At 43.5% G+C, this 23,314-nt stretch carries 20 protein-coding genes; 10 read left to right on the forward strand and 10 right to left on the reverse strand.

All coding sequences use genetic code 11. From position 1 onward, the window contains the following. Positions 1-119: 119 nt before the first annotated feature. Entirely contained in the window at positions 120-509 is a 390-nt protein-coding gene (locus AC3CIA_RS17690) for a hypothetical protein (protein ID WP_488519390.1), read from the reverse strand. Positions 510-647: 138 nt separating this feature from the next. Here AC3CIA_RS17690 and AC3CIA_RS17695 point away from each other — a divergent pair, with 138 nt between their 5' ends. Then, complete coding sequence (locus AC3CIA_RS17695; protein WP_488519391.1) at positions 648-1,817, forward strand: IS4 family transposase; 1,170 nt, start codon at positions 648-650, stop codon at positions 1,815-1,817. Here AC3CIA_RS17695 and AC3CIA_RS17700 read toward each other — a convergent pair. Then, positions 1,794-2,270 carry a hypothetical protein gene (locus AC3CIA_RS17700; protein WP_488519392.1) on the reverse strand — a complete coding sequence of 159 codons (477 nt, stop codon included), beginning with the start codon at positions 2,268-2,270 and terminating at the stop codon, positions 1,794-1,796. The genes AC3CIA_RS17695 and AC3CIA_RS17700 overlap by 24 nt on opposite strands. 638 nt (positions 2,271-2,908) lie before the next feature. Next, positions 2,909-3,412 carry a peptide deformylase gene (gene def / locus AC3CIA_RS17705; protein WP_016785410.1) on the reverse strand — a complete coding sequence of 168 codons (504 nt, stop codon included), beginning with the start codon at positions 3,410-3,412 and terminating at the stop codon, positions 2,909-2,911. Between the two features lie 596 nt (positions 3,413-4,008). Between def and AC3CIA_RS17710 the strand changes: the two genes are divergently transcribed. From AC3CIA_RS17710 to AC3CIA_RS17730, 5 genes are all read left to right on the forward strand, one after another. Beyond that, a complete protein-coding gene (locus AC3CIA_RS17710) occupies positions 4,009-5,157 on the forward strand; it encodes an S-(hydroxymethyl)glutathione dehydrogenase/class III alcohol dehydrogenase (RefSeq protein ID WP_488519393.1) in 1,149 nt (382 codons plus the stop codon). 303 nt (positions 5,158-5,460) lie between these two features. After that, positions 5,461-6,300 (forward strand): S-formylglutathione hydrolase, encoded by an 840-nt coding sequence (fghA, locus tag AC3CIA_RS17715; protein WP_102265547.1) that lies wholly within the window; start codon positions 5,461-5,463, stop codon positions 6,298-6,300. A 159-nt stretch (positions 6,301-6,459) separates the two neighbouring features. After that, positions 6,460-6,792: a DMT family transporter gene (locus AC3CIA_RS17720; RefSeq protein ID WP_012601126.1), complete on the forward strand. Its 333-nt coding sequence runs from the start codon at positions 6,460-6,462 to the stop codon at positions 6,790-6,792. 145 nt (positions 6,793-6,937) lie between these two features. Continuing rightward, entirely contained in the window at positions 6,938-7,339 is a 402-nt protein-coding gene (locus AC3CIA_RS17725; protein WP_012601127.1) for a hypothetical protein, read from the forward strand. Between the two features lie 236 nt (positions 7,340-7,575). Further along, on the forward strand, positions 7,576-8,313 hold the full coding sequence (locus AC3CIA_RS17730) for an NUDIX hydrolase (RefSeq protein WP_488519394.1): 738 nt from the start codon (positions 7,576-7,578) through the stop codon (positions 8,311-8,313). Between the two features lie 153 nt (positions 8,314-8,466). Here AC3CIA_RS17730 and exaC read toward each other — a convergent pair whose 3' ends face one another. After that, positions 8,467-9,987 carry an acetaldehyde dehydrogenase ExaC gene (exaC, locus tag AC3CIA_RS17735; RefSeq protein ID WP_004732897.1) on the reverse strand — a complete coding sequence of 507 codons (1,521 nt, stop codon included), beginning with the start codon at positions 9,985-9,987 and terminating at the stop codon, positions 8,467-8,469. A gap of 327 nt (positions 9,988-10,314) precedes the next feature. Between exaC and AC3CIA_RS17740 the strand changes: the two genes are divergently transcribed. Both AC3CIA_RS17740 and AC3CIA_RS17745 read left to right on the forward strand, forming a co-directional pair. Beyond that, positions 10,315-12,105 carry a sigma-54-dependent Fis family transcriptional regulator gene (locus AC3CIA_RS17740; protein ID WP_488519395.1) on the forward strand — a complete coding sequence of 597 codons (1,791 nt, stop codon included), beginning with the start codon at positions 10,315-10,317 and terminating at the stop codon, positions 12,103-12,105. 402 nt (positions 12,106-12,507) lie between these two features. Continuing rightward, positions 12,508-14,622, forward strand: coding sequence for a methyl-accepting chemotaxis protein (locus AC3CIA_RS17745; protein ID WP_237290103.1), 2,115 nt, complete (start codon positions 12,508-12,510; stop codon positions 14,620-14,622). A 189-nt stretch (positions 14,623-14,811) separates the two neighbouring features. Here AC3CIA_RS17745 and AC3CIA_RS17750 read toward each other — a convergent pair whose 3' ends face one another. Further along, the gene (locus AC3CIA_RS17750) at positions 14,812-15,663 is read right to left on the reverse strand and encodes a LysR substrate-binding domain-containing protein (protein ID WP_488519396.1); all 852 of its coding nucleotides are present in this window, start codon (positions 15,661-15,663) and stop codon (positions 14,812-14,814) included. A gap of 98 nt (positions 15,664-15,761) precedes the next feature. On the opposite strand from AC3CIA_RS17750, the gene AC3CIA_RS17755 reads away from it, so the two are divergent. Further along, the gene (locus AC3CIA_RS17755) at positions 15,762-16,409 is read left to right on the forward strand and encodes a glutathione S-transferase family protein (RefSeq protein WP_114635694.1); all 648 of its coding nucleotides are present in this window, start codon (positions 15,762-15,764) and stop codon (positions 16,407-16,409) included. A 77-nt stretch (positions 16,410-16,486) separates the two neighbouring features. Here the strand turns inward: AC3CIA_RS17755 and AC3CIA_RS17760 are convergent, their stop codons facing one another. From AC3CIA_RS17760 to AC3CIA_RS17780, 5 genes are all read right to left on the reverse strand, one after another. Further along, positions 16,487-16,720 carry a helix-turn-helix domain-containing protein gene (locus AC3CIA_RS17760; protein ID WP_017054877.1) on the reverse strand — a complete coding sequence of 78 codons (234 nt, stop codon included), beginning with the start codon at positions 16,718-16,720 and terminating at the stop codon, positions 16,487-16,489. A 10-nt stretch (positions 16,721-16,730) separates the two neighbouring features. Then, positions 16,731-17,279, reverse strand: a complete 549-nt coding sequence (locus AC3CIA_RS17765) for a DUF2975 domain-containing protein (RefSeq protein ID WP_488519397.1) — start codon at positions 17,277-17,279, stop codon at positions 16,731-16,733. 131 nt (positions 17,280-17,410) lie between these two features. Further along, the gene (locus AC3CIA_RS17770; RefSeq protein WP_488519398.1) at positions 17,411-18,349 is read right to left on the reverse strand and encodes a LysR family transcriptional regulator; all 939 of its coding nucleotides are present in this window, start codon (positions 18,347-18,349) and stop codon (positions 17,411-17,413) included. Between the two features lie 121 nt (positions 18,350-18,470). Next, a complete protein-coding gene (locus tag AC3CIA_RS17775) occupies positions 18,471-19,964 on the reverse strand; it encodes a DUF1254 domain-containing protein (protein WP_488519399.1) in 1,494 nt (497 codons plus the stop codon). Between the two features lie 119 nt (positions 19,965-20,083). After that, positions 20,084-21,562, reverse strand: coding sequence for a DUF1214 domain-containing protein (locus tag AC3CIA_RS17780; protein ID WP_488519400.1), 1,479 nt, complete (start codon positions 21,560-21,562; stop codon positions 20,084-20,086). A 288-nt stretch (positions 21,563-21,850) separates the two neighbouring features. Here AC3CIA_RS17780 and AC3CIA_RS17785 point away from each other — a divergent pair, with 288 nt between their 5' ends. Continuing rightward, positions 21,851-23,293: an AGE family epimerase/isomerase gene (locus AC3CIA_RS17785; protein WP_488519401.1), complete on the forward strand. Its 1,443-nt coding sequence runs from the start codon at positions 21,851-21,853 to the stop codon at positions 23,291-23,293. Positions 23,294-23,314 lie beyond the last annotated feature (21 nt).

Consider the following 23,314-nt stretch of genomic DNA (forward strand, 5'->3'; position numbering starts at 1 on the left):
AAAAGTATTGGTTTATGTTAGGTGCGTATTAAGTGCCGTTATGGTAAATCGACCACCTACGCACAACGGCTGTTATGGTAATAAACTAAATCGTGTTGATGCTTTTGTTATGCGATATCTCACAGATTTGTTGATTCTAAAATATACTGTCGGTTATTTTCATTATATATATCAATAGTTTCATTATTTCCTGTTTTAGACGAAAAATCACAAATTTCAATTCGTTTGTAGATAAACTCAGAAATACGACCGCATTCAGCTTTTAATACATTCAATGCATCTTCATGGTATCGATATTCTTCCGACTCCCAAACTTGATAGTACTCTTGAGCATCACGAACACACAATATTAAGACGGCTTTTGAATATTGAGCTTGAATACCTTCTACCATTGTTGTTTTGTCACCAGCTAAAACATACCCTACGATCTTAAAGGCGTCTCTAAATTTTGGATGACATTCAATTCTTTTTTCTATCGAAAAATATTTTTTAAGCCAATTGGTAAACATAACACCTCCATTTCGCATAACGCCTGCATCTTGCGAATCCCCTCATAATCAGGCGTAAAAACAATGAGGTAGACGTGCATCGCCGTCTTTGATCTAATGACTATCGCTGAACACACATTTCGAACAAGTGGGTTAACAATGCACGACATTCAGATTCTACAACAAACCATACAAAACCAATGCCCCTCCATTCACAAAAAACGCGTTAGTTCTCTGATACTTGCTACAAAAAGTGTACTTGACGGCTCAGATTTAACGCTGACTAAACTAGGTCGGAAACTGGAAACTAATACCACGGTAAAACATGCAATCAAACGCGTTGATAGACTGCTTGGAAATCGCCAACTACATCGTGAAAAAGACCTTATTTATAAATGGCATGCCTACTTAATAACGGGCGCCAACTCATGCCCTGTGATCCTTGTGGATTGGTCTGATGTTCGTGAACAACTTCGTTATATGACGTTAAGAGCATCCGTTGCACTTGATGGTCGAGCCATCACAATCTTTGAACAAGTTTTTGAGTATGGCCAATATAATTCACCGAAAAGTCACCAAACATTCCTCGATAAATTGCAGAGTATTTTACCCAGTAAAACCAGTCCAATCATCGTTTCTGATGCGGGTTTTCGAAATACTTGGTTCCGACAAGTTCAAAAGAAAGGCTGGTTTTGGTTAGGTCGTGTCCGAGGTGAAGTATCAATCAAACAACCTCATAAACCTTGGGTCTCAAATAAAACCTTTTATCCAACCGCTGTCCATAAACCCAAATATCTTGGCCACTGCTTACTAGCAAAGAGATCACCGATATCTTGTGAAGCCTATGTTTATAAGGGATTAGAAAAAGGCAGAAAAGCCCAGCGCCATAGCCGAACCAGCCAAAAACACTCCGCTACACATCTCTATCAACGCAGTGCAAAGGAGCCGTGGCTACTCGCGACTAATGTCCCTCGACATATCTTAAATGAAGTACAAATTACCAATCTGTACGCCAAGCGTATGCAGATAGAAGAGGCATTCCGCGATCTAAAGAGTTCTGCCTATGGGATCGCACTTCGTCACAACAGAACTCGCTGTACTAAGCGATTAGATATCCTGCTTCTTATTGCGTTGCTCGCTGAAATCTTGATGTGGTGGAATGGCCTAATTGCAGTACAGGCCAAATGGCATTTTGACTTCCAAGCCAACAGCATTAAACACCGCCGAGTTCTATCCATACCTCGTCTAGGGAGAGAGGTACGAAATCGTGTTGATGCATTTGTTATAAAAATCCTTAAAGCGCGTTTAGATTTGACGATATATGTCTAAAAGAGATCCATATAAACATTGATACCGTTTCTGAAAAAGATTCAATGACTCTGGTGTTAATTCAAATCCCGAGCTGATTTCTAAATTGGCATCTAATTCAGCTAACCTCTGAGCATATTTCTGACTTTCTAAATTATGAGCCAACTCATTTCTAATTTTATTTAGAAGATCAATATCTCTAAACATTAGCGCTATGTCATCACGATATAATATAGCTTTAATGATTCCATGCTTCTGTGAAAATGACAATTCACTTTTTAAAATTGAGTTTGGATAAGGAAATGATGTCTTAATTATTTTTTCAAACATTTCTTCAATACAAAGGTGCATTTTTAATATAAATAATTCAGTTTTACCTCCAAGATTTAAAGAGGTGTAAGTTGCCATTCTGTATGTATCTTCAAGGAAAGATTCATTATACTTAACATTTGGATTTATATGTATTAACTTCATTTTTACTCAAATTTCATTGATTTTTATAACATTTTAATATCGTGCCAGCACGAATTTATGTATTCAGCATATCTCAAGAACCCTATCTAACCAACTGAAAATTATGCATATAATTAGTTTGAATCTAATTTCTAGTTGAAAACCGTGCAAGCACATATTGCTTCCAATTCAAGGCATGTTATCAATCAAAACTTCCCTTTAGTTCTCAATTATTCAATAGCTTAGAAATAGTTGAACAATATGTTCGTGCGTGAGTGTTATTGAAGGTTAGTCTGTTGTGGATTAGAACATTTAGCTACATTGTTGGAGATCTAGGCATGAGGAAAAGTAAGTCAAGTTACAGGGTTTCAAACTGAGTTCAATCCCTTTCTGGCTCACTTTGGGGCAGCTCTGAGTTAGTCACGATGGCTAGCTCGTGTGATCACCAAGCGATTCTGTCGTACCGATAAATGTCTAATGGCCTAGCCAATAGTGGTTGGCTGCGGAGAGACCACAATAAGAGATCTTCTATATGTGTTTGTCGTAAGCAATGTTTAATGACCGAAATGACAAAGCGAAGCAGATAACTTTGTTGTTCGAAAAGCATTGGCTACTCACGCAGCCAACAGGATGTAATTACCTATATTGATAGGCGGAAGTTAAGAGTGCGCTTTAACGTACTTTTTAACCTTTTTCATAGCCATTTGACGCTTAAGTGGTGAAAGATAGTCAATAAACAAGTTACCCGACAAATGATCTATTTCGTGCTGCATTACGATAGCTAGAAACTCATCACTTTCGATGGTCATTGGTTTACCTTCGCGATCTAAAGCAGACACAACAACTGAAGTAAAACGCTCTACGTCGGCATAATAGTCAGGAACTGATAAACAACCCTCTTGACCCAATGTTTTATCCGAGCCGCTAACCACTTCAGGGTTAACCAAAACTAATGGTTCATCTCGACTTTCGGAAAGGTCAATAATAACAACGGCCTCTTTACGACCAACTTGAGTTGAAGCCAAACCAATACCATTGTCAGTCGCATATAACGTTTCCAACATGTCGTCTATTAATGTTTGTACCGTGGAGAGATCTTGCACCTTTTCCGCTTTGACCTTAAGCCTTGGATCTGGTGCAGTCAGAATTTCTAAAACTGCCATATTTTCCTTCTATTCTTGGAAGCTCATAACGCTTTCTATATGTCGACTGTCCGTATTTTATGGGCCAATAATGCCTTCTTTCTTTTTAACCTTCAACAATACCAACAGATATGACGGGGTAAATAGCCTTTGCATATAACTTTGACAACACATTGCTTCAGATAACCTTTCGTAGGGGAAAAGCTCATGAACAGATTGTGAATGAGTAAAAGGTCTAGATTACAATGGGGCAGAAATGAGTTAGAGATCCTAGTGACCCACAAACTTCGAAAACAAATTGATGACCACCATACCAAGTCACATAGGCTATTAACTTACTCCCCATTTGTTTCCAATTAGTGCCTTCCATAGAAAGCTACCCAGAATGTTCTTACATTTTCTGAGTAACTCCCCCTCTCCGAACTCCTCTGAACACGCGAATTATTACAAATACGTAATAATCATTTTCTATTTAAGGGGATTATCAAAACTCGCACTCACACCTATACTAGCTCCAACAAAACGAGAGAGCGGAAACAATTAAGCTCAACTACTCTTAACGGGTTAAAGCTAATTGCACAGTTATCCGCTGTACTGACATATATAGGAAGCATCCAATGACAATCGAAATTAAACCTGGTCAAACTCATATCAAATCAAAAGCAATGGTTGCATGGGCAGCTGGCGAGCCACTAAAAATGGAAGAAGTTGATGTACAACTTCCTAAAGCGGGTGAGGTTCTAGTTCGCATCGTTGCTACTGGTGTTTGTCACACTGACGCATTCACATTATCAGGTGACGATCCAGAAGGTATCTTCCCTTCAATTCTTGGTCACGAAGGTGGCGGTATCGTTGAGATGATCGGCGAAGGCGTGACAAGTGTTGAGATTGGTGACCACGTTATCCCACTTTACACAGCTGAATGTGGCGAATGTAAGTTCTGTAAATCAGGTAAAACTAACCTATGCCAAGCGGTTCGTGAAACGCAAGGTAAAGGCCTAATGCCAGACGGTACAAGCCGCTTCTCTATTAACGGCGAAACAATTTTCCATTACATGGGTTGCTCTACTTTCTCTGAGTACACAGTACTTCCAGAAATCTCTCTAGCGAAAGTAAGCAAAGAAGCACCACTTGAAGAAGTTTGTCTTCTAGGTTGTGGTGTAACAACGGGTATGGGCGCTGTATTGAACACAGCTAAAGTTGAAAAAGGCGACAACGTTGCTGTATTCGGCCTTGGCGGTATCGGTCTTTCTGCAATCATCGGCGCTCGTATGGCTGGTGCGAAAATAATCATTGGTGTTGACATCAACGAGAGCAAATTCGAACTAGCAAAACAACTTGGTGCGACTCACTGTATTAACCCACAGAAATTCGACAAGCCAATCCAAGAAGTGATTGTTGATATGACAGACGGCGGCGTTGAGTACTCTTTCGAGTGTATCGGCAACGTAAACGTTATGCGTCAAGCACTTGAGTGCTGTCACAAAGGTTGGGGCGAATCAGTCATCATTGGTGTTGCGGGTGCAGGTCAAGAGATCGCAACTCGTCCATTCCAACTAGTGACTGGTCGTGTATGGCGTGGTTCTGCTTTCGGTGGTGTTAAAGGCCGCTCTGAGCTTCCAGAAATCGTTAACCGTTACATGGCGGGTGAGTTTGGTCTTCAAGAGTTCATCACTCACACTATGGGTCTGCAAGACGTAAACGAAGCATTCGACCTAATGCACAAAGGTGAATCTATCCGTACTGTTCTACACATGGATAAATAATACCAATCGTAGTAAATAACTGGTCATTCTAGCTTGTTAAAACACTCGATAACGGCGTTAGAAATTTTGATTGTAGAATAACTACTTATCGAAAATTTCTGCCTTGTTCTCAAGCCTTTTTCCTACGCTATTTATGACCATCTACTTACTGTGATTGGTATAACACCTCTTGGCCTCGATTCTTTCGAGCATCGAGGCCAAAGTTATAAATGAAAAGCAACAAACTGTCTTCACCACCTCCTGCCCGGTGGGTGGTGAAACTTTAAGTGATATACAAACCATCAACCTAACGGAGCACAATAGATGACAATCGAAAACATTAGCCAAGCAAAGGTTGCTGGTGGTTGGCACAAACAATACACCCACTTTTCTGCAACGCTTGACTGCAACATGCGTTTTGCGATTTTCTTGCCACCTAACGCAAGCAAAGAAAACCCAGTTCCTGTTTTGTATTGGTTATCAGGCTTAACCTGTACCGATGAAAACTTCATGCAAAAAGCCGGCGCATTCAAAGCTGCGGCTGAGCAAGGCATTGCTATTGTTGCACCGGACACTAGTCCGCGCGGTGAAGGCGTTGCCGACAATGAAAGCTACGATCTCGGCCAAGGCGCAGGCTTCTACGTGAATGCCACTCAAGCACCATGGGACAGCCATTACCACATGTACGACTACGTGGTAACAGAGCTTCCAGCCTTGATTGAATCTTTCTTCCCTGTGACTTCGGTGAAATCGATTTCTGGTCACAGCATGGGCGGACACGGTGCCCTAACGATTGGTATCAAAAACGAAGATAGCTACCGTTCTATCTCCGCATTCAGCCCAATCACCAACCCAATGCAATGCCCTTGGGGACAAAAAGCATTCAACCAATATCTAGGCTTAGATATTGAAGAATGGAAGCAATACGATGCCTCTGAGCTTCTAAAAACCAAAGGCACTAAGCTGCCAATGTTGGTTGACCAAGGTGAAGCCGATAACTTCCTGATTGAGCAGCTTAAGCCTGAGCAATTAGTCGAAGCGGCTAAGGTAACCAATGCCGATTTAGAGCTACGTATGCAGCCAGGTTACGACCACAGCTACTACTTCATCTCTAGCTTTATTGATGAACATATTGAGTTCCATGCTGCTTACCTAAACAAGTAGTCACACCGAATTAGCCCACACCTTGCAAAAGCGTGAGGTGTGGGCTTTTTTGTACCTGCTGTTTGGGCAGCTCGTTGTTATTCAATAGCAGCAACAAAGATTCACTCTTTCAAACACTCCGCTATACCAACAAAAACAATACAACTAAAAGGTACGACTATGAGCTGGTTTTTCTTAATGATGGGCGTGATGGCGGAAGCACTTTCTCACGTAGCACTTAAAGCAACCGACGGTTTCAGTTTGTCTAAACCCATCCCTGCTCTATTGGTGATTTCAGGACACTTGGCGGCATTTCTATTTTTGAGCCAAGCAATGAAAGGGATGCCTGTAGGTGTGGTTCACTCTTTGTGGGCGGGCTTGGCTATCGTAACCGTGAGCTTGATTTCTACGTTTGTTTACCGCCAGCACCTCGATACTATGGTGTGGGTTGGTATGTTATTTGTGGCGGCAGGTGTTGTGATGATCAACCTATCTCAAGGTCACTCACACTAGTGTAGATAGTGACTTATTAACAGTGTGTCAATTCATTCAAACTTCCTAACAGACAGGTGTCGCCTTCACTTATTCATACTCTTACAATCAGCAAATCAAACCTGTTACCATAGCGTCTTCAACATCACCTATTTTGAAGGTTGCTATGAAAGCAATTAAGACTCTTTTCTTCCTGATGGTTTTATTGAGCGGTCTGTTTACCGCTTGGCTGTTTATCCCGATTCCAGCGACCATGGACAAGCAAACGCTTGATGTTCCATTAACGGAACCATTCAAGCTTGTGGCGTACCGCAGCAACCCAAATGATGCGAGCAAGCCGCTGACCTACCACTACTATGTGATTTCAGATGTGGTTGGCGTGGACGACATGGACCCGTTCCTAGTTACCACAGACCAGTTCGTGAAGCTTGGCGAATTCGACGAGAACACGTTCAGTTTAACGGTTAACGGTAAAATAGAGAGCTACACCAACGATTTGTGGATCAAAAAATCTGACGGCAAGCTTCAGCACTGGTACGTAAGTGTTGATGCAAACTATATTCGTTAGCGTCGAATCCAAATAGACCCAATTTTAAAACTGCGCTTTGGCTTCCAAGCGCAGTTTTTGTTTCTAGCGCAATTGTCGTTTCAACCCGCCCGCTATGCACTCTCCCCCACTTTTTACCCATCACTGCCGTGCTCTTAAAAATGCTACAAGCAGAGCAGGTTTTATAAGCCCTTAAGATGTTATAAGCTCCACCTATGCTCGACTCCCTATAAATCAAAAATAATAAAGGATCACCCGTGGAATTTACGCTCGACAAATTTAACGGCATCATCATCGACCCAGCAACAGCCCCTCACGATGCTGACTCATTCAATGCCGAACTTAGCGAGATCACCGAATTTTCAAAGCAAAATAACAAAGGTATCATTTGGATTAGTTTGCCTATTTCAGTCTCGCACCTTATTCCGGTAGCGACTGAGCTAGGCTTCGTGTTTCACAACTGCTTAGAAGACGAGATTACACTGATTCATAAATCCGAGATGGTAGAATTTGTGCCTTTCATTCCGACCCACACCTTGGGCGCTGGCGCGTTGATCACCAACGAACATAACCAAGTGCTGATGATCAAAGAGCACGGTATGACAGGTTACAAATTACCGGGTGGTCATATTGAATTGGGTGAAGGCATAGAAGAGTCTGTGGTTCGGGAAACATTGGAAGAAACCGGTATCGAGGCAACGTTCGTTTCGGTGGTTGGCATGGCGACAAGACACCCGTATCAATTCGGTAAATCAAACCTCTACTTTATTTGTCACCTTATCGCTCAAACTCAAGATATCGCGATTCAAGACACTGATGAAATTGCAGAAGCTAAATGGATTGATGTTGAAGAGTATATTAACAACCCCGACAGCTACCCGTTTAACCGCCAGTTGGTCGGTACTCTGATCGGAAAGCAAGGTTTAGAGCTCACTCAGCTAGAAGGCAACTATGGCCCTGTCCACAAGCCCGAGATCTTCTTTTCGAAAAGCTAGACCAATTCAAACATAAAAACGCCCAACTCAATTGAATTGGGCGTTTTGGTTTTGCTTTTTGTTTTTTGTTTTTTGTTTTTATTAGAGCCGACTGCGTTGTTAGTTATTCTTTGTACCCATGATTCATTCTCATTCTTTTAGAACGAACCTGTATCAGAAGAAGCCCAACGGATTAGTATCGTAGCTGATCAATAGGTTCTTAGTATTTTGGTAGTGGTCGAGCATCATCTTGTGTGTCTCACGGCCGATGCCTGATTTCTTATAACCACCAAACGCGGCATGTGCTGGATAAGCATGGTAACAGTTCACCCAAATACGCCCCGCTTCAATGTTGCGCCCCATGCGATACGCTAGGTTTGCATCACGCGTCCACACGCCTGCACCCAAGCCATACTCGGTATCATTGGCGATCTCTAACGCTTCTGCTTCATCTTTAAAGGTAGTTACCGCGATAACAGGGCCGAAGATCTCTTCTTGGAATACACGCATCTTGTTGTGTCCTTCCAGCATGGTTGGCTGAATGTAGTAACCGTTGCCGAGATCATCTGGTTGTTGCGCGATTTCACCACCTGTTAGCACTTTCGCACCTTCTTGACGACCGATTTCTAGGTAGCTCAAGATCTTATCAAACTGCTCTTTTGAAGCTTGTGCGCCAACCTGAGTATCGGTATCTAGCGGGTTACCTTGTTTAATAGTTTGAGCACGCTCGACTACCTTGGCGATGAACTTGTCGTATACCGATTCATGAATCAACACACGTGATGGACAAGTACACACTTCACCTTGGTTGAAGAACGCAAGCAGCATGCCTTCGACACACTTATCTAGGTATTCATCTTCATGGTTAAAGATGTCTGGGAAGTAGATGTTTGGAGACTTACCGCCAAGCTCAACCGTTGATGGAATCAAGCTTTCAGCCGCACATTTCAAAATATGATGCCCAACTTCTGTCGAACCGGTAAAAGCCAGCTTCGCCAAACGATCGCTGGTTGCTAACGCTTGACCCGCTTCGCTACCAAAACCATTCACGATGTTGACCACGCCTGCTGGTAGAAGGTCAGCGATCTTCTCCATCATCACCAAAATCGATGTTGGTGTTTGCTCGGCGGGTTTCATTACCACACAACAGCCCGCAGCAAGTGCTGGAGCCAGTTTCCAAGCCGCCATTAAAATCGGGAAGTTCCAAGGAATGATCTGCCCCACCACACCAATAGGTTCTGGGAAGTGATAACTTGCGGTGTTTGAATCTAGCTCTGCTGCGCTGCCTTCTTGAGCTCGAATACAACCCGCAAAGTAACGGAAGTGATCGACAACCAAAGGAATGTCTGCAGCCAGAGTTTCTCGTACAGGCTTGCCGTTTTCCCACGTCTCAGCGACCGCGATTTCTTCTAGGTTTGCTTCAATGCGATCGGCAATTTTGAGCAGGATGTTCGAACGTTCTGTCACACTGGTCGCCGCCCAACTAGCACGAGCAGCATGCGCCGCATCAAGTGCCAAGCTAATGTCGGCCTCTGTTGAGCGTGCCACTTGGCAATATACCTGACCATTCACTGGGGAAGTGTTATCAAAATACTCGCCGCTGACAGGCTTCACCCACTCGCCACCGATAAAGTTATCGTATTGCGCTTTAAAGTTCACCACTGCGTTATCACTACCTGGCTGTGCGTAAATCATAGTTAGATCCTTCTTAGATTTGTTATTCGTTATTGAGCGAGAGCTGTCTTATTTTTGTGGCGGCTCCTCTTGAGAAAAGAACTCATGACAAGACGCCCATGTTTATGCTTTCTGTTTAAAACACTGATACTTCGTGTTTTCTTCACAACAGTAACAACGCAAATCACACGCCAGAACTTCAAAACTTGTTGTTAATAAATTGTAAAACTATGATTACCAAACGTTTACAACCCAAAGTGAGTTGGCATTGAACGGACGTATGGAAACCACTCCAATGTTCAACTGTTCCAATTTGGTACACCCTCACTGTTACGACATGGAACAGTCATGCACCTTCAACAAGCAAACACCTCAGATTGGCTTTCGTCCTCTTGGCACCGCAGCACAGAAGCGGGTCTAAAACAGAGACGACTTCCCGAAGACATTCGCCTACCACAATCGATTCTTAAGCAGCGACGTCATCAATCGTCTGACTTGATTCAGATCGTCGAACGCAATGCGCTACCTCTGTTTAATCAGATGTTTGCACGCACTGACAGCCGTTTGATTTTGACCGATATTGAGGGCGTCATTCTGGCAAGTTGGGGACAGGAGTGGTTTAAGGAGAAACTGACGTCAATTGCACTCAGCTCAGGGGCGTGTTGGCAGGAACAACTGAAAGGCACCAACGCGATTGGCACCGCCATTGTGGAAGCCAAGCCAGTATCGATCATTGGCGAACAGCACTTCATCCACCAGCATCGATTTATCAGTTGTTCAGCAAGCCCGGTGTTCGATCACCAAGGCCAAATGGTTGGCATATTGGACATCACCAGTGAGCAGCAACAGCACGACAGTTCGGTGCAATTACTGGTTCAAAATATGGTTCAACTCGTTGAGAATCAGCTACTGAGTCACATCCCGCAAGGTACCACTCGTATTGACCTCGCGTGTGAGAAATCACTACTGCACAGTGGTTGGCAAGGGATAGTGATAGCCAATGAAGCTGGCGAGGTAGTAGCGCACAATCAGGTCGCCTCTCAACTGCTGGATCAAACCTCGATCGTCGGCGAATGCATAGATACCCTGTTCAATCGAACCTCATTAGACACGCCCTTTGTGTTTGAGAAACAACACCTCAAACAACCAACCACCAAACGCACGCGCTCCATTTCAGCATCGTGTGATCTGCACCATGGCGAACAAAAGATTGAACACGCTTGGCAGCAAGCTAATAAGGTTATTGATAAAGGGATTAGCCTATTAATCCTAGGAGAAACAGGGGTCGGAAAAGGCGAATTTGTTAAAGCATTACACAAGCAAAGCCAACGTAAATCTTCGCCCCTAGTTGCAGTAAATTGTGGCGCGCTACCGAAAGATCTTATCGAATCAGAATTGTTTGGCTACGCGCCGGGCGCTTTTACTGGCGCCAGTCACAAAGGTTTTCAAGGCAAGATCCGCCAAGCAGACAAGGGAATTCTGTTTCTAGATGAGATAGCCGACATGCCTTTGGAAGCTCAATGCCGATTACTGCATGTTCTGCAAGACAAATCCGTAGTGCCTGTTGGCTCAAATCAGAGCTACCAAGTCGATTGTCAGATCATCGCTGCCACGCATAAAAACCTAGAACAGTTAGTTGTGACAGGAGAGTTTAGGCAAGATCTTTATTATCGCCTGAACGGCTTAGCCTTCACTTTACCAAGCCTGCAACACCGACAAGATAAGCACGCCTTAATCGAGCACATTCATCGTAAATACGCCGAAGATGAGCAAACAATCTGCCCGCACTTAATGAGCTTACTGTGCGCCTATTCTTGGCCGGGCAATATCCGTGAATTAGACAATTTACTTAAGGTCGCCGCCCTACTCGCGAGTGATGAAGCAATACTCACACTAGAGCACGTACCGAGTCACCTCGCTCAACACCTCACGTCATTAGCGCAAGATAATCAGCATCAACTGACGACTCCTAATACCATCAAAGGCACAACGAATAACGATTTAAGAAGTACCGTTGAAGAAACCTTACTGCAAACGTATCAAGCGAACCAAGGCAACATCAGTAAGACTTCGCGAATACTCGGCATCAGCCGCAATACCATTTATAGAAAGCTAAAGAGCTTGGGGATTCTTCAATAAAACATGAACAATGATTTGGATGCTCTGATTGAGCACCCAAAGTAGAAACACACACTTTATAAGTGGACATACTGTGCTTCGGACTAAATTAAAGTGTGAGTAAAGTCACGTAATAAGTAATCCATATTCAGGACACCCTCAAACTACAACCTCTTGATTTACCGACAAATAAATATCATTAATAAATTTAAAAGATCAATGAATACAAATAGCTAATGAAATACTAACGGCCATTTGTTTACCTTATAGAACCCGCCTGCAAGATATAAATCTGAGCACTATGCAATCCTATTTATAATTTTGATCACCCTATTCTTTTTATGTTCATTATTTTGAATTTTCCATTCACTTATCTTGTTTAAAATCTCTGGGAAATTACCAATATTTGGCTATAGGGATCATATGTTTAACAGTATACGTACGCGAATTGCGGTGAGTGCAGGTGGAGCAATGGCTTTCACTCTGTTGATCGCAATGGGCATGACCACCAGCGCATTTACCGATGTGAACAAACAAGTCACTGAAAAAGTAAAGACGCAGCTGACAGAAGCCACAACGACAGATTTGCAAAACACAGCCATTCAACAAGGTTTAAACATTGCCAACCAACTTGACCCTGTACTAGCAAACCTTAAGCAAGCACGATCTATTATCGAGTTAAGTTCAGAAACCAACGCAAGCGCAGACCTTATCGTTAAACAGTTTACTGCCGCCTTGGAAGCACAAAACAAAGCTGTATTTGCGGGTTACATGGTGTGGGAGAACAAGACTTGGCCACAACAAACCGATCTGAATAACGAGATCAGCTTGGACACCGAATTAGGTTTTAACAGTCAGGGCTACCTTGCGCCTTTCTTCTCTCCAAATGATCAGAACAGCTTTGATGCCGTCGCAATGGAGAGTTTCAGCAATACCGAACTCAACAGCAACGGCGAGCGCAAAGACGACTGGCACTTAATGCCATATCAAACCGGTAAGACATTTGTGATGGAACCCTATTTCTATCCAGTTCGCGGTAAGCAAGAGCTCATCACTACCATCAGCCAACCAATCAAACAAGACGGAAAAATCATTGGCTCAATTGGCTTTGATTTGTCTTTGTTCGAGCTTCAAAGCCAAAGTGAATTGCTTGCACGTAACTTGTTTGATGGCGAAGGAAAAATCCTTATTACATCATGGAAAGGCATAACTCTCGCCAACAGCCGTGCTGGAAACATGGTGGGTAAAAGAGTCTCTTCTGAATTGGAATCCGAATGGTCGACAATTCAATCTATCGCTAAGCGAGAAGGTGCAGGCCTTGTTAATTTCGGCGGCGATGAGTACGCAATAACAGCCATTGATACCAGTGATGCGCCATGGGTAGTCATGGTATCCGTTCCCAGTAGTCACCTTACAAAAAGCGTCGACGACTACACGCAATGGAGTGATGCACAGAATTCAAAAGCACTTGAAAAAGGTGTGTGGGCGGGGATCATCGCCGCTATTCTAGGAATTGCCTCAATGGCATTCATTGCCAATTCTCTGGGCAAGGTTCTAAACAATTTAGTAGAGCGTTTTAAAGATGCTGCACAAGGCGAAGGCGACTTAACTTACCGCATTGAAGTGAAAGGAAAAGATGAAACCGCTCAGCTTGCACATTGGTTCAATACTTTCCTATCTCGTATGCAAGAGATGCTACTTACCGTGATGGTAACGGCCGACCAAGTAGATAAAAACGCAACAGAAGGCCAAGCTCGTGCTGAAGTTTCACGTGACCAGTTGAACTCTCAGGTTAACGAGGTGAACTCACTTGCAACCGCGATCAATGAAATGAGTGCAACTGCGCAAGAAGTGGCAAGTTCAGCGGTTCAAGCAGCGGCAGCAGCGAGCCAAGTACAAAGCAACAGTCTCAATGGCATGACACGCATGGACAATGCCGCCAGCGCGGTAGACAGCTTGGCTGTGCAGGTTAACGATGCACAGCAACAAACACAGAACCTAGTCGATTCGAGCACCGCTATTCAGGGTATCTTGAGCGAGATTGGTGGTATTGCAGAACAAACAAACCTACTAGCGCTTAACGCTGCGATTGAGGCTGCACGTGCGGGTGAAGCAGGACGAGGCTTTGCTGTCGTGGCAGATGAAGTACGTAACCTCGCAAATCGCACTCAAGGCTCGACAGAAGAGATTCGCTCGATGCTGGCTCGCCTAGAGCAAGAGACTCAATCTATCGTGATATTGATGGAGCAAAGCCAGAAGCAAGCGAACGATACCAAAGGCGAAACTCAAGCTGCACACCTCGCCTTGTCTGAAATCAACCAAGCAATTGAAGTGATTAACGACATGAACAATCAGATTGCTTCGGCTGCCGAAGAGCAAAGCTCAGTATCAGAAGAGATTAACCGCAATGTAGTGATCATCAATGACACCGCTGTGGAAGTGATGGGCACCATGACATCATCAGTAGCAATCAGTAACGAACTGACCGTAAAAGCTGGAGATTTGCACGGTGAGTTAAGCAAGTTTAAGCTTTCTTAATTACCAACAACGTCTCACAACAACTAGGCCGAGAAACACCATGTTTTCGGAGAAACGTAATGTTCTCGGCCTATTCATTTCTTAATCCCCACTCAACTTCAAACTCATCGATTGCAGCTCATCTATTAAATTTTACGGAACCAAGCTCGCCTAACAAAACTTTCTAAATAAACTATCCCAACAAACAAGCTAATCAGAGTCCAACTCGACAAGTTGATTGAGCACTTCTTTGTCCAATACGGGATGATGCTTGCTCGCTAAGATCAGCACAATATCAACCGAGGGTAACGGCGGCATATCTTCAAGAATTTTCAAATCCGGAGTCACGCTGAGCTTGCCCATAGCACCAATCGCTAAACCCGCTTTAACAATTGCTCGCTGCGCAGAAGCCGTATTACTGCACGCCAGCAACTGATAAGACGTACCCTGCTTAGTTAAACCATTCACTGCTGCAGCATGATATTTACAGTCTGTTTGAAACAAGGCTAATGGAACAGGCTTGGAACCATCAAACACATAATCAGGGCTGCTTATCCAAACCCCAGTATCACTGGTGAGCCAATACCCCTCTTCGCTGTCGGGCGCTCGGGTGACAATTGCGGCATCTAAACGGCCGTCATCCAACCACTCTCTCAGCGTAATGCTGGGCAGGCTAAATATTTGGATTGAGCACGTTGGTTCTGCTTGCTGTAACAAACGAATGACTTTCGGAAGAATGGTGTCGTTGTAATCTTCAGGACAACCTAATCTTAGGGGCTGTTTGTCCTCATAACGCTTTACTTGTTTCAGCGCGGTATTGTGAAGAGCGACCAGCTGCTCCGCGTGAGAGCGCAGCGCTAAGCCCGCTTCAGTGAGTATTAAATTACGGCCTTCTTTTTGGAAAAGAGTGACGTTGAGCTCTTCTTCCAACTTACGCATCTGAGCACTGAATGCCGATTGGGTGCGGTTGATCTGCTTCGCAGCACGCGTGAAGCTACTGGTTTCGACAAACGCGAGAAAGCCTCGCAACGCATCAATGTCCATATTGAAATCACCACCCATCGTTTTTATTAATGTATTGCATCAAAATTATCCGTTAGTGCCTCGCAATACAATCCCCTAAGCTCAAAAGCATACCCACTAAACGCAAGGAAGCAACGATGCAGCTTTATATTGGAAACCAGAACTACTCAACTTGGTCACTGCGCGCTTGGTTAATTTTCGATAATTACAACCTGAATGCAGAAGTCATCAAGCTTAAACTTTTCACCTCTGATTTCTACGACACTCTGGCGAAAGTGACACCAACGGCCAAGGTTCCAACCTTAGTTGATGGTGACGTTGCCGTGTGGGATTCGTTGGCCATTCTCGAATACGTTAACGACGCCCACTTGAACGGCGCAGCATGGCCTAGTTCAATGAAAGAACGCGCCCATGCCCGAGCTATTTCCGCAGAAATGCACTCTGGATTTTTTGCCGTCAGAAATGAAACGCCAATGAATTGCCGCGCACAACGAAAGCTCACACTCAGTGAAGATGCACTGAAAGACATCGCTCGTATCGATGCCATCTGGTCAGCGCAAATGGATCTGTACCCAGAGGGATGGTTGTTTGGTGAATGGTCTATTGCCGATGCGATGTTTGCACCTGTGGCTTTACGTGTAGAAACCTATGGAATACAACTTTCCGAAAAGGCATCACAGTATCAACAACGCGTGCTTAACAGCCCATCAATACAAAAATGGTTGGCAGAGGCAAGCTTAGAAACCGATGTGGTTGAAGAGGATGAGGCAGGCGAGACTGTATAAATAGTTAGCAATGAGTCTCGATAAGGGCATCGAGACTCGTTCATTATTAGATAATTAGAAAGCGATTTCCTTACCGGCTACTCTTCAGCAACGCTGTCTTGATGATCATTCGGTTCAAACTCCAAAATATCACCAGGTTGGCACTCTAAAACTTCACACAGCTTATCGAGTGTCGATAGCCTTACCGCTTTAGCTTTACCATTTTTTAATACTGATAAGTTGGCTTCAGTAATCCCAACTTCTTTTGCCAATGTCTTCAATCGCATTTTTCGTTTGGCCATCATAATGTCTAAATTAATGCGGATAGTCATGACAAGTCCTTTAAATGGTTTGGCTATGTTCGTCAGCCAGAATATAACCTTCTTTCATCACCCATGAGATGATCAAAATAATTATACCCAATATCAGTGTTAAAAAGTCCATACCAACAAAACTAATCTCGAAGATACGTTCACCTGGTGGATTATTGAACGACAGAATCACTGACATCAATGAACCATAGATAACTGAACCTAATACCCAATAAAACAGGCTATATCCGAGCTTCTGGTAGGACATTGCGTTTTCTAAAGAGAAGATTTCACCTCGCTCATAGTTACGGAATAAACGTATCAGAACCATCAGTGCGTACATAAGGATGCTGGACATCAATAAACCTGTGAACGCAGCAACGATTCTTGTTGTCATAGTAAGCGGCAACATCGTGAAATACCCGATGTCGTAGGTAAGATAAAAAATGCCCGTCGCACTAATAAAGTCATAGGGAGTCTCAACTGTTAGCCAGAAGTAGCACACCATTATAGGGGTAAGTACAAAAAGGGATTGCAATAGTATACGTACACGTCGGCTTTGTTTTTGGATGTTAGACATACTTATATTCCTGTTGAATTGACAGGAGGGATATTAAGATTAAAACAAATGATGATCAACAAAAAATTATCGATAAACGATAATTTTTTATTGATTAAAGTTTAACAAAGAAGCTATTCGCTATTTTATTTTCAGAGTATATTTTCCAACAACCCACTAAATCGTGACGCTATCCACTGATGCGAAGCGGATGTAAATGTACGTTGATGCTGCAATAAATAGAGATCTACGTGATATTGTTTGCAGTCTACGAAATCGTAAATGTCCACAAACCGACTATCGAAATCAGGTAGTGAACTCAACGCGTTCATACCAAAAATCACCGCATCTGAGCGAGATGCGATCTCCATCAACACATGAGTTTGAGTACTTCTAAGTTTTGGTCGTTTATCGCTTTCAAGCTCTAACAATATTTGCTGAAGAGGCGTGTTAAATGCTTGTTTGTGGTCTTCTTCCACATTCATCGCGAGCACCGGGTATCGCATGATTTCATCTAACGTAGCGTTTATTCCTACTAGAGGATGGTCTCTCCGAACAAACAGTTTGGGGTAAATGGTTCCTAACTTTGTCGCTTGGTATTTTTGATCTAGCGAACTCGAATAATGAATCGCAAAATCTAACTTCCCTTTATCGAGCAAATCATAAGGATTACTTTTCGCTGCCATTTCTATCAAGTTCACATCTGGAGCTTCATCAAATAGCTCTAAAGCCAAATTAGGAAGAATGGTACTGCCCAGAAAAGTAGGTAGGGAGATCGAAAACGTATCATTACATTCTCGGGGATCAAATTGATTACGCTGAAATAACGCACTCAACTGCGGAAGAATGTGTTGCAGTTCTTTGCCTAACTCTAATGATTTAGCTGTCGGTGTCAGCCCTGTCGATGTTCGAATGAAGAGAGGATCATCGAACGTTTCTCTCAAACGTTTTAAGCTCCGACTCATGGCTGACTGCGAAACAAACAACGCCTTAGCAGCATTGGTGACATTACGTTCTTTAAGCAACGTATCAAAAGCCACCAGTAGATTTAAGTCGACTCGATTCAACTGATATGAAATATCTTTTTGCATAAGTCCTCTAGCTAGATTGAACAATGACATTGTTTAGAATGAAATTACCATAACATGAAAAGATACCCCCAGTTAAAGGGGTATCCAATCTAGATTAGCTTTCTATTCTACTTTGATAGAATCACTTGTTTACTTTAATAAAGTCACTTGGCTTCCATGAATTATCAAACCACTTTTCTGTCGGTGAATACATGCGGAAGATGATATTAAAACCCTTACCTTCCGTCGTTTGAACCCAGTTATTTTCCATTCCTTTGGGTGCATTGGGAGCAAAGTGTATGGTTATAGAACCATCGACATTTTTCTGAATCCTGTCACTCAAACCATCAAGACCCGCAGACTGTTGATCCGTTTCTAACATAGAACGCGTCTGGTTATCGTAGATCATAAATGACCAAAACTTCTCTACAGGCGCATTTGGCGGCAGTGTCACCGTGTAATGTTGACTACCATCCAGTACTTCCTTGTTTGCATCACGTGTCGCCAATAAGTAATCCGACCCTTTGCCTACAGTTTTTGTCACCATATCAGGGGTAATCCCCGTCGCCATGAAGTGGAAAGTTGCTCGCATATCCGAGTCAATCACGCCATTCGCATCTTTAAATTCATGGCCTGAGACTAGCGGAGTAAACCATTGTCTATCATCGTAGCGGAACATTTCTTCTTTAGGATGGAAGTAGGTTGAACGTGCTTCAGCCGTTGCTATTTTTGCCGCTTCCGACAGTATTTTCTGCATGCGTTTATTAGGAGCAAACTCCTGGCCTTTTTCTATCCCAATATCTTTGGCTAGCGACAACCATTCAGCATCAAAAATAGCAGTAGGTTCGTACTGAATTAGCGCATTTACCTCATCGTAAAACGTCGCGTCCATAGCGTGAATGGTGTTGTAGTCAACACCTGAAATGTTCATGAACTCTGTCTTATCTTCTTCTCCATACGGGTAAAGCTTGGTGGTCGCTTTTAGTGTTTCAATTCTTTCTTGCATCTCTTCTGGAGAGCTCACAAGGCGCAGTAACAACCAATGTTGATAACCTTCACTAACAATCTCAATGTATCCCTCTGGCACTTCTCCTTTCCACGAAGAATGGCGAACGAAGTACTTACCTGATTTAGCGACGTTGTCTGGGTGAGTCACGCCAATTCTGTCTACATATTTGAACGCAGCATTGTCGAGTAAGCCAAGCACTGGAGTGGGAATATCCAGAATGACTGGGCCATTTCTTACATCAATCTCTGATGTGATATACGGTGTGGTCGTGTTCGCTGTTAACCAAAGGCTATTCGCGTCTAGATTATCTTCAGAAATTGCGATGGTTTGATTAGGCTTCATGCCGATGCTTTCATGTCCCAACAATAGTCCTTGTATTGAAGCAACGGGGATGCCGGATAGAAAAACACGAACGGCATTAGACACTTGAACGAAATCTTGCACCTTCGAATGCGTTTCATCTGTCGGTGCGCCATCGGTATAATTCAGTTCACCTAGGTAAGCAGACTCGACCTTATTTGGTGTGATGATGCTCTCTGGCACTTGTGCACTGAATTTCGGCTCAGCTAACGCCACAGATGAACAACCTAAAGTAATCAGCAACGTAGCAATAATCGATTTTTTCATAATAATTTCTCTTGTTAAATTTGATTCATATAGCCTAGGCCGCACCAATTGATATTCTTCGCTTAGGTGTCACGCTCTAGGCTATTTAATTCCAGAAACGGGTTAGCGTTTATTGCTGGTTAGCCACTGATTTTTTCCATGTCTTCAAGCATCCAGTTTTTGAAGAACGTCTTCGATGTTGGACGGTAAAGTCGGAACAGTAAGAAGTAATCTTCACCACCGGTAGGAACCCAGTTTTCCTCTTGTCCTTTTGGTGCTTCTGGGCCGAAGTACAAATCGTAAGAACCATCTGGATTCTTTTTCATCGAGTCCGCGTTTCGAGAAGAGAGACCTACTCGGTCGACTCCTTTAACAAAGTTTTTGGTTTCCATGTTGTAAACAATGGCTGACCAAAAATCCTCAACAGGCGTGTCGGCTGGCACATTAAGCTTGTATGTCGCTTTGCCATCTAGCATCTCACCTTGTGAATCACGTAAGCCCGTTAAATAAAAGGTTGAACCGCCCAATTGCTTCGGCAAGTAAGTGACGTAGAAGTACGATGCTGCACGCTTATCGACTAACACCTCATTTTCATCCACAAATGGGAAACCAAGCTGAGCTTGAGGGCCAAAATTCCAGAAGGACCATTGCGACAAAGGCTCGCCATTTTCATCTTTCCATAACGCACTCACCGTCTGATCAGGTTCTACAAATTTCGACTGCATGTGCGCATAAGCCATCAAGACACCTTCACGTATCGCTTTTTTCTGCTCATCTGTTGGGTCGAATTTTTTACCTTTTTCGATACCGAGATCTTTTAGTAATGACGCCATCGCCTTGTCTTGAGCTCTGACCGGGTTCTCTTGGATAACGTCATTGATGTCTTGAAAGAACGTCTCGTTGTAATACGGGAGGCTGTCATACGCGACTTCCGTTGCATCTAAGTAGTCTGTTTTGGGTGGGTTTTCAGCATCAACAAGATTGTAGATTTTGATTTTCTTCGCGTAGTTACCCGCATCTAAATCTGTCGCACCATTGGTTAACGATGGTCTGAATGAAAAACCATACAGATAAGTGTCGGTTTCAAATACCAGATAACCTTGCCTTTCTAGCGCTAGCTTCGAACCAAACTCGTTGTTGTAACCTGGCGGTAAGAAAAGATATTTGCCTCCTTCACCTTCATCAGCACCCTTGTAGCCAACATCCGTGATCGGTACTTCCCATTGGTTCACGACCGAGCCAAAGTAATTCACTTTGTCAGTCGCGGCAGGCACTTCAATAACGACTGGGCCATTTTTAGAGGTTGTGGTTGCCCACGCATAAGCTGTGGTGTCATTGGCCGTGAGGAACCCCTTTTCTGAGCCGAAAGGTTCGTTCACGTAAACCACGTCATTGTAGTCGCCATTCAAATCACGACGGGTTGCTTTCAAAAAATCAATCTGAGTAACGGCAGGCATATAGTGAATCGCCGTTTGAGTCGCACGCTGCACCATCATTTTGTATTCAAGATTTTCAATCTGCGATGCGCGAACAAGGATGTCGTCGGTATCATCAAACGATTGAGAATAGACAGGCATTGTGCTGATAGTGAGTAGCGAAGCTAATAGAAGTTTTTTCATGTTGAGCATATCTCTTCGTAAAGGTGAAACATTCAATTGTTTAAAAAACATCCTTTGTTTGAACCGAGTATACGAACGCGACCAAAATTCATCCAATGACTTATAGTCATTACTAATTATTCTTATTTTGGATAATGCTAGATGAGATTCGACCAACTCAATACAACTCAATGACCTTTAAGCTTCCCCTTTAAACCGTTTTAATTTGATCGATTGTGATCGCCGAATCACAATGTGCAGACCTGATTGTTTATATTCAACTAAATTCAAATCATTAAGATAAACATCATGTTACGAGCAACCATCGCATTACTCAGCGTGACCAGTTTCGCTGTATCTGCCAATGTCACCCTTCCCTCTGGAGAAGACTGGATCAATCATGCTTCTGAAGGGCTGGCACCTTATTGGCTAATGCCTAGCGCGCAAGGAGAACCAATAGGCAACTTCCCCACTTTCCGCTGTGATGATGGAGCACTCCTCGATGTTTCTAACGTTTGTCCTGAGTTAGACAAAGGATGGATCACTCCTCACTTCGGTAAAGAGTTTACGCGCATGAAATCACGTCAAACTTATGCCTATGGCGTGCTCTACCATCTTACCGGAGACAAGCAAGCTTTAGCGCTTGCCAAACAAGGCGCCTACTACCTCATTGATCAACTAGAAGATAAGAAAAATGGTGGCTTTATTGGCTACACAAAAGAGGGAAAAGTAGGTCAGAATTGGCAGCAACGTACCTCTCAAGATCAAGCGTATGCGCTGGTTGGACTCGCGATGTATTACTACCTAACCCAAGACAAAAAGGTAGAAGAAGCACTCATCGCCCAACAAGCTTTTATCTTTGATAAGTATCGACTTAGCGACAACAGCGGTCTTGCTTGGGTACTTGCCGACGGTGAAGATGGAAAAGCCACACGACGTGAATTGGTCGCGCAACTTGATCAAATTAACGGTTACATGCTGTTAGTCGCCCCTTTGCTGAAAGAGCCCACCAAATCAAAATGGCTTGATGACCTAAATTGGCTAACACAAGCTATGATCGACCACTATCACTCTGAAGATGAACAACGCTTCTACGGGGCTATTCACGATAAAGCTGCGATGATGCCCAATGCCAATCACAACGATTTTGGACACACCATCAAAGCGTATTGGATGACTTACCTGACAGGCCTAACATTGGATAACTCTGAATGGAAAGAGTTCGGTATGAATGGGATGAAGCACACGTTAGCCCAAGCTCAATATCAGAAAGACTTTGCCAATGTATCTAACTACTTTGGTGAGCGACTTCAGAAGATGTGGCAAGGGCAAGATATCACGGGCTGGCAAAGCAGACCGCAAAGTCAGTGGGCGTCATCATGGGAATGGGCAGAGCTCGATCAAGCAGCCATGACGGTTTCGCTGGTCGATGGTTCAATGAAAGACGTCCTGCAATACACCTTACCGACCTTTCATGATGTATGGGTCGACCACAAATACGGTGGCGTTGGGCTTGATCCTAAGCGTACTAAAGCTTTCCATTGGGGCAATGGCTATCACCAATTTGAACATGCGCTGATTGGCTATTTATATGCTCAGCAAGTTGACGCTAAACTGGCTGTATTGCACTACGCAAGACCGACCAACACCAATATGCCAATGGAACCGTATTACTATCAAGGGGACGTGGTTAAGTTGGAGAAACTTGGAGATGGAACGCAGAAGGTCAGCTTCAATAACATTCGACCTTAGCATTGGTTGTTAGCTCTGAAT

This window comes from Vibrio sp. QJM3NY_27, assembly GCF_057785955.1.